10 protein-coding genes and 1 pseudogene are annotated in these 12,696 nt (G+C 62.1%); 9 read left to right on the top strand and 2 right to left on the bottom strand.

Annotated elements, in window-relative coordinates; all coding sequences use genetic code 11:
* Positions 1–281 precede the first annotated feature (281 nt).
* The gene (upp, locus tag GH656_RS16620) at positions 282–932 is read right to left on the bottom strand and encodes a uracil phosphoribosyltransferase (RefSeq protein WP_153077141.1); all 651 of its coding nucleotides are present in this window, start codon (positions 930–932) and stop codon (positions 282–284) included.
* A gap of 306 nt (positions 933–1,238) precedes the next feature.
* On the opposite strand from upp, the gene GH656_RS16615 reads away from it, so the two are divergent.
* The 7 genes from GH656_RS16615 (at position 1,239) to kdpC (ending at position 7,818) form a co-directional block, all read left to right on the top strand.
* A complete protein-coding gene (locus GH656_RS16615) occupies positions 1,239–1,634 on the top strand; it encodes a methylglyoxal synthase (protein WP_153077140.1) in 396 nt (131 codons plus the stop codon).
* A 46-nt stretch (positions 1,635–1,680) separates the two neighbouring features.
* The gene (locus GH656_RS16610) at positions 1,681–2,661 is read left to right on the top strand and encodes a quinone oxidoreductase family protein (protein ID WP_153077139.1); all 981 of its coding nucleotides are present in this window, start codon (positions 1,681–1,683) and stop codon (positions 2,659–2,661) included.
* A gap of 271 nt (positions 2,662–2,932) precedes the next feature.
* Positions 2,933–3,046, top strand: coding sequence for a potassium ABC transporter ATPase (locus tag GH656_RS16605; RefSeq protein ID WP_153077138.1), 114 nt, complete (start codon positions 2,933–2,935; stop codon positions 3,044–3,046).
* Positions 3,043–3,135 carry a potassium-transporting ATPase subunit F gene (locus tag GH656_RS16600; RefSeq protein WP_153077137.1) on the top strand — a complete coding sequence of 31 codons (93 nt, stop codon included), beginning with the start codon at positions 3,043–3,045 and terminating at the stop codon, positions 3,133–3,135. The genes GH656_RS16605 and GH656_RS16600 overlap by 4 nt, the downstream gene beginning before the upstream one ends.
* Positions 3,132–4,937: a potassium-transporting ATPase subunit KdpA gene (kdpA, locus tag GH656_RS16595; RefSeq protein WP_153077136.1), complete on the top strand. Its 1,806-nt coding sequence runs from the start codon at positions 3,132–3,134 to the stop codon at positions 4,935–4,937. The genes GH656_RS16600 and kdpA overlap by 4 nt, the downstream gene beginning before the upstream one ends.
* A gap of 90 nt (positions 4,938–5,027) precedes the next feature.
* Positions 5,028–7,112 carry a potassium-transporting ATPase subunit KdpB gene (kdpB, locus tag GH656_RS16590; RefSeq protein ID WP_425495887.1) on the top strand — a complete coding sequence of 695 codons (2,085 nt, stop codon included), beginning with the start codon at positions 5,028–5,030 and terminating at the stop codon, positions 7,110–7,112.
* 127 nt (positions 7,113–7,239) lie between these two features.
* On the top strand, positions 7,240–7,818 hold the full coding sequence (gene kdpC, locus GH656_RS16585) for a potassium-transporting ATPase subunit KdpC (RefSeq protein ID WP_153077135.1): 579 nt from the start codon (positions 7,240–7,242) through the stop codon (positions 7,816–7,818).
* A gap of 223 nt (positions 7,819–8,041) precedes the next feature.
* Here the strand turns inward: kdpC and GH656_RS16580 are convergent, their stop codons facing one another.
* Entirely contained in the window at positions 8,042–8,731 is a 690-nt protein-coding gene (locus GH656_RS16580) for an ankyrin repeat domain-containing protein (protein WP_174769810.1), read from the bottom strand.
* A 381-nt stretch (positions 8,732–9,112) separates the two neighbouring features.
* Between GH656_RS16580 and GH656_RS16575 the strand changes: the two genes are divergently transcribed.
* Both GH656_RS16575 and kdpE read left to right on the top strand, forming a co-directional pair.
* A complete protein-coding gene (locus GH656_RS16575; protein WP_153077133.1) occupies positions 9,113–11,899 on the top strand; it encodes a sensor histidine kinase in 2,787 nt (928 codons plus the stop codon).
* Positions 11,896–12,585 (top strand): annotated as a pseudogene (kdpE, locus tag GH656_RS16570) (two-component system response regulator KdpE); the annotation flags it as partial. The gene GH656_RS16575 and the pseudogene kdpE, both read left to right, overlap by 4 nt.
* Positions 12,586–12,696 lie beyond the last annotated feature (111 nt).

Raw genomic sequence — 12,696 nt, 5'->3', positions numbered from 1 at the left:
GTTGATGTGCTGTCTGGCCCACTGGGCCCAGCGGGTTAGCTGGGCCAGCCCTGCCGCTGAAATTTCAGGTGGCAGGCGGAAGGTGCCTGGTGAAGCGCCCCGGTGAGTGCTCCGTGCGCATGTTCAACGAGGAAGGACGCCCGGCGGCGCACTTTACAGAGACGGCTGTGACACCGCGCTGTTCGCCGTTTTATAAGCGGGGCGGATTTTATCACGCCGAAACCGCCGCGCCTGCACGTTGAGCGGCCATCGGGGTGGTTTGCGGCCGCTCAGGGTGCTGTCTAGTTTTTGGTGCCGAACAGGCGGTCGCCCGCGTCACCAAGCCCGGGCACGATATATGCGTTGGCGTCGAGGTGGGAGTCGAGCGAGGCGACGTAGAGCTTCACGTCCGGGTGCGCGTCCTGAAACACCTGAACGCCTTCTGGCGCGGCCACCAGCGCGAGGAACATGATGTTTGCCCCGCTGACGCCACGCTGTTTGAGCACATCGACGGCATGCACCGCTGAATAACCCGTGGCGACCATCGGATCACACAGGATAAAAATCCGGTCTTCCAGATCAGGCAGGCGCACGAGATATTCGACTGGGCGGTGGTCGTCGGCGCGATAGACGCCGATATGGCCGACGCGCGCCGACGGAATCAGTTCCAGCAAGCCATCTGACATGCCAACCCCGGCGCGCAGCACCGGCACGATGGCCAGCTTTTTACCGGCGATCACCGGCGCGTCGATTTCAACCAGCGGGGTGGTGACGCGGCGGGTAGTCATCGGCAGGTCACGGGTGATGTCATAACCCATTAGCAGGGTGATTTCGCGCAGCAGCTCGCGGAAGGTGCGGGTGGACGTCTCGCGGTCGCGCATATGCGAGAGCTTGTGCTGGATCAGCGGGTGATCAAGGATGAAAAGATTCGGAAAGCGGCTGTCCTGAGTCATGGCGGAGGTCCACGCGGCGGCAAAAAAGCGGTGAAGGGGCGGGCAGAGCGCGGGTTCGGTTGGGGTGCTGGGGGCGCGAACACGGACTGGTCTGAAGCAAACGAGCGCGAGTTTACCGAAAGCACGCGCGGAAGGTGCCGGAGATTACCTCGCCGCGTGGGGGCGCGGCAGCTTTGCGGTGATTCTTCTAGAATCGGCACTTTCGGCCAGACCACCTTGCGCCTCAGGTTGCCGCCGCCGCGGCTGCTACGGCCTGCTGGTGCTTTCCCTGTTCTGTTGTTCAGTTCAATCAAGGAGCGTCTTGCCATGAAACCCCACGTCGCGCTCATCGCGCACGATCAGAAGAAAGACGACATCGTGAAGCTGGCGGGCGAATTTCGCGCCACGCTGAGCCGCTGCACTTTGCTGGCGACCGGCACGACCGGCGCACGGATTGCCAGCGCGCATGGGCTGGAGATCGAGCGCATGCTGTCCGGCCCGCACGGAGGGGATTTGCAGATTGGCGCGCGGCTGGCGGAAGGGCGTGTCGATATGGTGATTTTTCTGCGCGACCCAATGACGCCTCAACCCCACGAACCGGATATCAACGCACTGGTACGGGCTTGCGATGTGCATAACGTTCCCTGCGCCACCAATATTTCGACGGCCCGGATGATTCTTGACGGGCTCACTTCACGTCTCGCGCACAGCGTTTCAGCGTAAGCCCGCGCAGCGCTGACACATGACCTCGCAACCAGGAGCAATGCAGATGACAAAAGCAATTCGTTTTGACCGGCCCGGTGGCCCCGAAGTGATGCAGTGGGTTGACGTCGACGTAGGCGAGCCTGGCCCGGGCGAGGTCCGGGTGCACCAGCGGGCGGTGGGGCTGAACTACATCGACGTGTATTTCCGCACGGGGTTGTATCCGTTGCCGCTGCCCAATGGGCTTGGTATGGAAGCGGCCGGCGAAGTGAGCGCGGTGGGCGCGGGGGTGACGGAGCTGAAGGTGGGCGAGCGCGTGGCCTATGTGGCGCGCCCGCCAGGTGCTTACGCGCAAGAGCGGGTGTTGCCTGCGGACGATGTGGTGCGCGTGCCGGATGGCTTGAGCGATGAGCAAGCGGCTTCAGTGATGTTGCAAGGCTTGACCACGCAATATCTGTTGCGCCGCACTTACCGGGTTCAGCCGGGCGACACGATTTTGCTTCACGCAGCGGCAGGGGGGGTGGGGCTGCTGGCGTGCCAGTGGGCGAAGGCGCTGGGCGCGACGGTGATCGGCACGGTCAGCACGGACGAAAAAGCCGAGATCGCCCGGGCTCATGGCTGCGATTATCCGGTGGTGTACACGCGGGAGAATTTCACCAAACGCGTGCGCGAGATTACCGATGGCGCAGGCGTGCCGGTGGTGTACGACTCGATTGGCAACGATACGTTTACCGGTTCGCTCGACAGCCTCGCGCCGCTAGGCATGTTAGTCAGCTTCGGCAATGCATCAGGGCCGCCGCCGTTGCTGGATTCATCGGAGCTGGCGGCGCGTGGTTCGTTGTTTTTCACCCGGCCGACGCTTTTCACGTACATCGGCAAGCGCGCGGATTATGTGTCGATGTCCACGGAGCTGTTTGACGTGCTGCTGTCGGGCAAGGTGAAAACCAGCGTCAACCAGCGTTATGCGTTGTCCGATGTGGCACGCGCGCATGTCGATCTTGAGGCGCGGCGCACAACCGGTTCGACTGTTTTGCTGCCACACGGCTGAGATTCATCACCGGTATCGGTCATTTGCTGTGATGCGTTCAGCGCCCGCCATGCGGTGCTGAACGCAGCTTTCACCTCCCTGCTTTTTGCAGCAGCCGGTTGCGCTGCCTGCCCTTAGTCACCACGTCACCACTGCCACGCTATAACGGCCACCCGCAGCGCTGCGGCGGCGGGCCGTTTACACAATTTTTATATTCGCCAGCGCTTCTTTAATCCGTTCTTTATACCCATCGGCATAACGTTGCGGCTATCCACTACCCGGAGAACCCACGATGGATCTGCTGTATGTCGGAGGGCTCGCGCTGTTTGCCGCGCTGAGCCTGGCCTTGATTGCCGGTTGCGCCAGGCTGATGCAGTCGCGGCGCGGCCAGGGAGAGCGTCCATGAGCTGGATTATTTGGCTGGCTGGCGTCACCGTGGCGTTGCTGTTTGGTTATCTCGTCTATGCGCTGCTGTGCGCGGAGGAGATCGAATGACTTCCAGCAATGTGTTGCAAGCGCTGATTTTTCTCGTAGTGCTGCTGGCGTGCGCCATGCCGGTATCGGCTTACATCACGCGCGTCATGGATGGCACCTCGCGCGTGCTGCGCTGGGGTGGCGTGTTCGAACGCGGCTTGTATCGCGTGGCCGGGGTCGATTCCGCCGCAGAAATGACGTGGAAGTCTTACGCCATCGCCCTGCTCGGGTTCAATGTGCTGGGCGTGCTGTTCCTGTATGGCGTGTTGCGTCTGCAAGGCTGGCTGCCGGGTAACCCGCAGCAGTTCGGCGCGATGAGCCCGGACGGCGCGTTCAACACGGCCGTGAGCTTCGTCTCCAATACCAACTGGCAAGATTATTCGCCTGAGCAAACGGTTGGCTATCTGACGCAGATGCTCGGTTTGACGGTGCAAAACTTTCTCTCGGCCGCGACCGGCATCGTGGTGGTGCTCGTGCTGATACGCGGTTTTGCACGTCACACCACGCGCTCGCTAGGTAACTTCTGGGTCGATCTGACGCGGGTCACGCTGTATGTGCTGCTGCCCATGGCCGCGCTGATCGCGGTGTTGTTGATGAGCCAGGGCGTGATCCAGAATTTCCGCGCTTATCAAACGGTGCCGACGCTACAGACCAGCCACTATGCCGCCGCAGTGATGGGCGCTGATGGCTCCCCGTTGATGAACGCGCAAGGCCAGCCAGTGACGCAGCGCATCGCCGTGACCCAGCAGACGCTGGCTATGGGCCCCGTGGCCTCGCAAGAGGCAATCAAGATGCTGGGCACCAATGGCGGTGGGTTTTTCAATGCCAATTCGGCGCATCCGTTTGAGAACCCGACGCCGTTTTCCAATTTCCTGCAGATGTTTGCGATGCTGATTATTCCGGCGTCGCTGTGTCTGGTGTTCGGCCGGATGATCGCGGACCGGCGTCAGGGTGCCGCGTTGCTGGCGGTGATGACGCTGGCGTTCGCGGCGTGCGTGGCGGGTGAACTGGTGGCCGAGCAGGGCGGTAATCCGGCGTTCACCGCGCTGCACGTGGACCAGCGCGCCAGCGTGCTGCAAGCGGGCGGCAACATGGAAGGCAAGGAGGCGCGCTTTGGCATCGCGCAGTCCGGCTTGTTCACGATTGCGACGACCGCCGCTTCATGTGGTGCGGTGAACAACATGCATGACTCGCTAACGCCGCTAGGCGGCCTGTATCCGATGCTGCTGATGCAGCTCGGTGAGGTGGTGTTTGGTGGCGTCGGTTCAGGGCTCTACGGCATGCTGGTGTTCGCGTTGCTCGCGGTGTTTGTCGCGGGGTTGATGATTGGCAGGACACCGGAATATGTCGGCAAGAAAATCGAAGCCTTTGAGATGAAGATGGTGTCGATCATCGTGCTGCTGACGCCGCTGCTGGTGCTGGTGTTGACTTCGATTGCGGTGCTGGCCGAAGCGGGCCGCGCCGGCCTTGGCAACCCGGGAGCGCATGGCTTCTCGGAGATTCTGTACGCGTTCAGCTCAGCAGCGAATAACAACGGCAGCGCGTTTGGTGGCTTGTCGGTGAACACGCCTTTTTACAACACCCTCACCGCCATCGCTATGTGGTTCGGACGCTTTGGCACGATCGTGCCGGTGCTGGCGCTGGCCGGTGCGCTGGCGGCCAAGCCGCGCATTGGTGTGACAGGCGGCACGCTGCCGACTCACGGGCCGCTGTTTGTCGTGCTGCTGCTGGGCACTGTGCTGCTGGTCGGAGCCTTGACGTATGTCCCGGCGCTGGCGCTTGGCCCCGGTGTCGAGCATTTGATGATGATGATGGCCGGCTAGCTAGTCCAGACACTGCATTGCCCGGCCGTGCCGCAGCGTGACATGACACCCAGACACGACCGGGCCTCTCTCCATCCCAGGATTCGAAACATGACAGATTCCACCGCCAAGCCACAGATGTTCGACCTGGCGCTGATGCGTCCGGCGCTTGTGGATGCCTTTAAAAAGCTCACGCCGCGCACGCAGTTGCGCAACCCGGTGATGTTCTGCGTGTATGCCGGCAGCGTGCTTACTACGGTTTTGTGGTGCGCCGCGCTGGCAGGCCAGGCCGAAGCACCTGCGGGATTCATTCTCGTCGTAACGCTCTGGCTCTGGTTCACGGTGTACTTCGCCAACTTTGCCGAAGCGCTTGCTGAAGGGCGCTCCAAGGCGCAGGCGGCGTCGCTGCGCAGTGCCAAAAAAGATGTCATGGCGAAAAAACTCAGCGCGCCAGAAGCCAAAGCGGCCGTGCGTGTGATGGCCGCTTCGGATCTGCGCCGGGGCGACATCGTGCTAATCGAAACCGGCGACACGATTCCTGCTGACGGTGAGGTGATAGAAGGAGTCGCCTCGGTCGATGAATCCGCGATTACCGGCGAATCAGCACCAGTGATCCGCGAATCGGGCGGCGATTTTTCGTCGGTGACCGGTGGCACCCGCTTGCTATCGGACTGGCTTGTCGTGCGGGTCACAGCGAACCCCGGAGAGGCGTTTCTCGACCGGATGATTGCGATGGTCGAAGGCGCGAAGCGGCAGAAAACGCCCAACGAGATCGCGCTGACGATCCTGCTGGTGGCGTTGAGCGTTGTGCTACTGCTGGCCACGGCCACGCTGCTGCCGTTCTCGATGTTCGCGGTGCAGGCCGCAGGGGCGGGTCACGTGGTCACGATTACCGCGCTGGTGGCGCTGCTGGTGTGCCTGATTCCGACCACCATTGGCGGCTTGCTGTCGGCGATTGGCGTGGCGGGAATGAGCCGCATGATGCAGGCCAACGTAATTGCGACCTCGGGCCGCGCCGTCGAAGCGGCTGGCGACGTCGATGTGTTGCTGCTCGACAAGACCGGCACGATCACGCTGGGCAACCGTCAGGCGAGCGCCTTTGTGTCCGCGCCGGGAGTCTCTGAAACCACGCTGGCCGATGCCGCGCAACTTTCGTCGCTCGCGGACGAAACCCCGGAAGGCCGCAGCATCGTGGTGCTGGCCAAGCAGCGTTTTGATCTGCGGCAACGCGATATGGCGAGCCTGGAAGCAACGTTCCTCGCGTTTAGTGCGCAGTCACGGATGAGCGGCGTCGATTTGCCTGGCCGTGAAATTCGCAAGGGTGCGGCGGACGCGGTGAAGCAGTACGTCGAAACCCATGGCGGGCGCTTTCCCGCCGAAGTGAGCGAGGCCGTGAGCGCGATTGCGCGCCGTGGCAGCACGCCGCTGGTGGTGGCGGAGAAACACGGCGCGGCTGCTCAGGTGCTGGGCGTGATCGAGCTGAAAGACGTGGTGAAAGGCGGCATCCGCGAACGTTTTGCGGAACTGCGCCAGATGGGGATCAAAACCATCATGGTGACTGGCGATAACCGCCTGACTGCCGCTGCTATTGCAGCGGAGGCCGGGGTGGACGATTTTCTGGCGGAAGCGACCCCGGAAGCCAAACTGGCGACGATTCGCGCGCACCAGGCGGCGGGCCGCCTGGTAGCGATGACCGGCGACGGCACCAACGACGCCCCGGCGCTCGCCCAGGCCGATGTCGCGGTGGCGATGAATACCGGCACCCAGGCCGCGCGTGAAGCGGGCAACATGGTCGACCTGGATTCGAATCCGACCAAGCTGATCGAGATCGTCGAGATCGGCAAGCAGATGCTGATGACACGCGGCTCGCTCACGACGTTTTCGATTGCTAACGATGTCGCCAAATATTTTGCGGTGATTCCGGCTGCGTTCGCCGCGACTTACCCGCAGCTAAACGCGCTCAACGTGATGCATCTGGCGACACCCGCATCGGCGATTTTGTCGGCGGTGATTTTCAACGCGCTGATTATCGTGCTGCTGATTCCACTGGCGTTAAAAGGCGTGCGCTACCGGCCGCTGGGCGCAGCCCGGCTGCTGCGGCGCAATTTGCTGGTGTACGGGTTGGGCGGGCTGGTGGTGCCGTTCATCGGGATCAAGCTGGTGGATCTGGTGCTAGTGGGGCTGGGCTGGGTTTGAGCGGCGACATCACTTGAGGTTGCTCGACGCCGCTTACGGTCACCCAAGGTCACATAGAGATAGAGCAGACACTGAAATCCGGGCTGACGACGGCCCATGACACACCTTGTTAATGGAAACGCAAATCATGAAATCGGTACTTCGTCCGCTGCTGGTGATTTTTGCCGTGTTGAGTGCGGTGACAGGCCTGGCTTACCCCGCCGCGATGACCTTGCTGGGGAAGACGGTGTTTGCTGCTCAGGCGAATGGCAGTCTGCTGGAGCACAACGACAAGGTGGTGGGCTCGGCGCTGATCGGCCAGCCGTTCGATGCGCCGCAGTATTTCTGGGGCCGCCCTTCGGCCACTAGCCCGATGCCCTATAACGCACAGGGTTCAGGCGGCTCGAACCTCGGGCCACTTAACCCGGCGCTGATGCAGGCGATCAAAGGGCGGATCGAAGCATTAAAAGCGGCTGGCACGGATGTTTCGCAGCCCGTTCCGGTGGATCTGGTTACGGCTTCGGCAAGCGGGCTGGACCCGTCGATCAGCCCGGCTGCGGCGGCATATCAGGTTGCGCGAGTTGCGCAGGCACGCGGGATGACAGAGGCGACGGTGGAAACGTTGGTGCAGCAGGCAACCCGTGGACGTCAGTTCGGTGTGCTGGGAGAGCCGGTGGTGAATGTGCTGCAGCTGAATCTGGCGCTGGATGCCGCGATGCAGCGCTAGGGCTGAGGGCGGCGGCCAAGGTGGGTAAATGTGCCGTTAGCGATCTACCAATGGGGTAACGGCCATACATAAAAAAACCTCTGAAATGAAATTAAATATTTTCCGGGTAACTGAAGCGTTGTTCGAGTTCCCTGCCGTGGTCCGGTCATGGTTTGTTTTGAGCGGATCAATCGGCTTTGTGATTTTTGCTGAAGGGCTTTCCCTGGCGAGCGCGATACGCCGCTTAACCGTGTTGCTGCGCTCGCGCCGTCAGCGCCTTTTGTGCGGCTGTTTTGCTGGCGTAAATCGTTTCGGAGTTTTCCAGCAAAAGGATCAATTTCTTTTGTGTCTCATGGTTTGCAGCAATTTTGGCGTAATTGAGCGCGGTGTTGCCCTGGAAATCTTTTAACGTTGGATCTGCGTGCAGATACAACAGCTTCCAGCACAGGTACACATTTTGCTGGCGGGCGGCGTAATGCAGCGGACGCTGGTTGTGGTGGTCAGGCCGGTTCACCAGGGCTGGGCAACGGGACACCAGCCAGCCGATCAATTTCAGATCCTGGCCACGATGTAGCACGGCAAGATGCAGCACCGTCTGGTCCCGGTCGTTCACGGTCATCGGGTCGGCACCGGCTTCAATGAGCGCGATGGCATTTGCAAGGTTGTGCTGAGTAAGTTGCTCGCTTAATGGCGTGGGGTACGAAAGCGCTGGATAGCGCAGAAAATCGGCCAGATAGATATCCCCGGCAGTATTGACCGGTTTTCCCGGCCCGATGCTGGCAGAAAACAGGCTGGCTTCGATCTTCTTGCTCAACCAGATAACGGGGGGATGCCGTGGAGAGTCTGGCGGAGTACTGTGCTCAGAAGCCGCCCCGAGGTGTGCCAGAGGAAATGCCGCTTCAGGCGGCAGAAAAGCGGTAGAAGAACTAGGCACAGATGCGCCTATAGCTAAAGAACTCATGGAGCGTTTAAAAACCTCAATTAACCCGGAATACGGATATCGCGCTGGTTAGCGGCAGCGCCCGAAATGCAGAGGAAAGCTAAAACGATTCCGGTGTTCTTTTCTGTAACTGGGCAGGCATAAAGGTTCCATTTCAAACTGAAGCGCATAACGTGACTGCCAGATGTGATTTATGCCTGTCGCTGTTACTGGGTCACTGCATCGCCTCATTAGCACCACCCACATGGACGCACACCTACCCGCGCTGCGCGCGTGTCACCATGTGCGCAACAGCGGTTGGCACACAGCTTCATGCCGCCTGACTGCCCGCCCGTTTGACTGACTAGCTAGCGATCAATCTACCCATCCCTTCCCATGACTCGACCTGATCCCGACGCCCTGCTCGACAAACTGCAACGCGACGAAGCCAAACGCCAGCGCGGCCGGTTGAAGATTTTCTTTGGCGCGTCCGCTGGCGTCGGCAAAACCTGCGCGATGCTGCAAGCCACGCGGCGTCTTCAGGACGATGGTCTCGACGTGGTGATCGGCGTGGCCGAAACCCACGGCCGTAGCGAAACCGCTGCGCTGCTCGATGGTCTGGAGGTGTTGCCGCTTGCGCATTTCACTTACCGCGAGCGCTCGTTAGGCGAGTTCGATCTCGATGCCGCGCTCGCACGCGCACCGCAACTCATCGCCGTCGATGAGCTGGCGCATTCGAACGTGCCGGGCGCGCGGCATCTGAAGCGCTGGCAGGACGTGCACGAACTGCTGGATGCGGGCATTGACGTTTATACGACTGTCAATGTCCAGCACCTCGAAAGCTTGAATGACATCGTCGGGCAGATCACCGGCATCCGCGTCTGGGAGACGGTGCCGGACCGCGTGTTTGACGAGGCTGATGAAGTCACTCTGGTCGATCTGCCCGCGGAAGAACTGCTGGAGCGTCTGCGCGACGGCAAGGTGTATCTGCCACAGCAGGCCGAGCGGGCGGTGCGCAATTTTTTCCGCAAGGGCAACCTGATCGCGCTGCGGGAGCTGGCGCTGCGCCGCACTGCAGACCGGGTGGATGCGCAGATGAGCGAGTACCGCGCGGACCGCTCAATCTCGCAACTGTGGCAGGCGCGCGAACGGTTGCTGGTCTGCGTTGGGCCTGGGCCCGAGGCGCAGGCGCTGGTGCGCGCGGCGGCGCGGCTAGCGGCTAGCCTGAAAGCGGACTGGCTCGCGGTGCACGTCGAAACGCCGCGTGTGCAGCGCTTGCCCGCTGCTCGCCGCGATTACACGCTCAGCGCGTTACGGCTGGCCGCGGATCTTGGCGCGGAAACTGCGACCCTCGCCAGTACCGAAGTGCTCACGACACTGCTCGGCTATGCCCGGGTGCGCAACGTCTCCCGGCTGGTGGCGGGCGTTTCGTTGCGCACAGGGCTGTGGCGCTGGCTGCGGCGTCCGCTGGGCGAGCGTCTGGCGCAACGCGCCGCCGAACTGGGCCTGACGCTGATCAACATCGCGGCGCAGCACGGCGATGACGGCAACGCGTCTCGCAGCGCGCTTGAAGCGGGTGCGCAGGCTTGGCGCGAAGCGCTCGCAGCGGCCCGCGAGCGCCGCTCGCCGCCACGTGCTTATGCGTGGGCGTTAGGTCTTTGCGCCGCGATTACGCTCGTCGCCAGCCAGTTGAACAACTACATCGAACTCACCAACCTGGTGATGCTGTACCTGCTGGGCGTGATTCTTGTCGCGGTGAAGCTGGGACGTGGGCCCGCCGTGGCGCTGTCGTTCCTGAGCGTGGCGGCCTTCGATTTTTTCTTTGTGCCGCCACGCATGTCGCTGTCGGTTTCCGATACGCAATATCTGCTGACCTTTTTCGGCATGCTGCTGAGCGCGCTCGTCATCAGTCATCTCACCTCCAGCCTGCGGCGCGAGGCCAGTATGGCGCGCCGCCGCGAGCAGCGCACCGGCGTGATGTACGCGATGGCGGGTGAACTGGCCGCTGCGCTTAGCGCGGAGCAGATCCTCGAAATCGGTTGCCGTCATGTGAGCGAGGTGTTCGGCGCGCGGGTCGCGCTGCTGTTGCCCGATAGCGCTGACCGAGTGCAGCAAAAGCTTGATGGACCGGATGAAACCCGCATCTTGAGCGGCAGCGGCCTGGACCTTGATGTCGCGCAATGGGTGTATGACCAGCAAAAGCCCGCAGGCTGCGGCACCGATACGTTGCCCGCAGCCAGTGCGCTGTATTTGCCGCTGAAAGCGCCGATGCGCACCCGGGGCGTGCTGGCGCTGAAAATGCACGTCAGCCAGGCGCTGGAATCGCCCGAACAGCGCCGCATGCTCGATGCGTTCGCTGCGCAGATCGCGCTAGCGCTGGAGCGCGTGCATTACGTCGATATCGCCCGGGACGCACTCGTCAACATGGAGTCCGAGCGTCTACGCAATGCGCTGCTCTCAGCGATTTCACACGATCTGCGCACCCCGTTGACCACCATCGTGGGGTTTTCGTCGATGCTGGCGCGAGCCCACGCGGCCCATCCGTGCGCGCCGCCAGATGGCGAAATGGTCGAAGCGATTCAGGAAGAAGCGCTGCGCATGACTGGGATCGTGACGAATCTGCTCGATATGGCGCGGCTTGAGGCGAGCGGGCTGCGGCTGAACCGTCAATGGTCGCTGCTTGAAGAAACCGTCGGCGCGGCGTTGCGTGCGTGCCACCGCATGCTGGCCCGGCATCCGGTGCAGGTGCAATTGCCAGTAGGTTTGCCGTTGCTGCAACTGGATGCCGTGTTGATGGAGCGGCTGTTTTCCAACCTGTTTGAAAATGCCGCCAAATACACCCCACCCGATGCCCCGCTGAGCATTGGCGCGCAGTTGGTTGAGGAGGACGGCCAGCCCTATGTGCGCGTCACGGTGGATGACACGGGCCGGGGTTTGCCTGGCGGCATGGAAGTGCGCATCTTCGAAAAATTCACCCGAGGCGAGAAAGAACCCGCGCAACCCGGCATCGGCCTCGGGCTGGCGATTTGCCGCGCGATTGTCGAAGCCCATGGCGGCACGATCGGAGCGTTTAACCGGCGTTCGGCGCAAGGCGAGATAGAAGGCGCACGCTTCTGGTTTACGCTGCCGGTCGAGCCACCGCCTGCCGTTCCCGAAACACTCGAAGAAGAACCCTTGTCATGAGCGAACCCCATCTCACGATTGTCCTGATCGAAGACGAAAAGCAGATTCGCCGCTTTGTCCGGGTGTCGCTGGAGGGCGAGGGCATGGTGGTGCACGAGGCGCAGACCGGCAAACAAGGCCTGATCGAAGCGGCCACGCGCAAGCCCGATCTGGTGATTGTTGATTTGGGCTTGCCCGATACCGATGGGCTCGACGTGATCCGCGCGTTACGCGGCTGGAGCGATCTGCCGGTCATCGTGCTGTCGGCACGCACCCAGGAAAGCGAGAAAGTCGCGGCGCTGGACGCTGGTGCTGATGATTACCTGACCAAGCCCTTCGGCGTGTCGGAGTTGCTGGCGCGGATACGCGTGCAGTTGCGGCGCAAGCGGGCGGGCGGCGCGAACGACACCCCGCAGGTGCAGTTCGGGGCCATCGTCGTGGATCAGGCGCGCCGTCAGGTGACACGTGCGGGCGCGGTGGTGCATCTGACGCCACTGGAATACCGGCTGCTGTCGCTGCTGGTGCGCCATGCCGGCCGGGTTCTGACGCACCGGCAATTGCTGCGCGAGGTGTGGGGGCCATCGCATGTCGAGAGCTACCACTATCTGCGGATTTACATGGCGCATCTGCGGCAAAAACTGGAGCGTGATCCCGCCCAGCCCGAACACATCGTCACGGAAACCGGTGTGGGCTACCGGCTTTCGGGGATGCTTGAGGGGGTGTCTGAGCGAGCGCCTGAAGTCGTGCCTGAGGACCCCGCTTCAGGAGGCGGCTGAAGGCTGCTGCTGCTTGTGGCTTTGCTATGATTGCGCCTCGCC

The sequence above is a fragment of the Paraburkholderia bonniea genome (genome assembly GCF_009455625.1).
GTDB classification, from domain to species: domain Bacteria; phylum Pseudomonadota; class Gammaproteobacteria; order Burkholderiales; family Burkholderiaceae; genus Paraburkholderia; species Paraburkholderia bonniea.
This window is presented reverse-complemented; position numbering and strand designations above follow the sequence as displayed.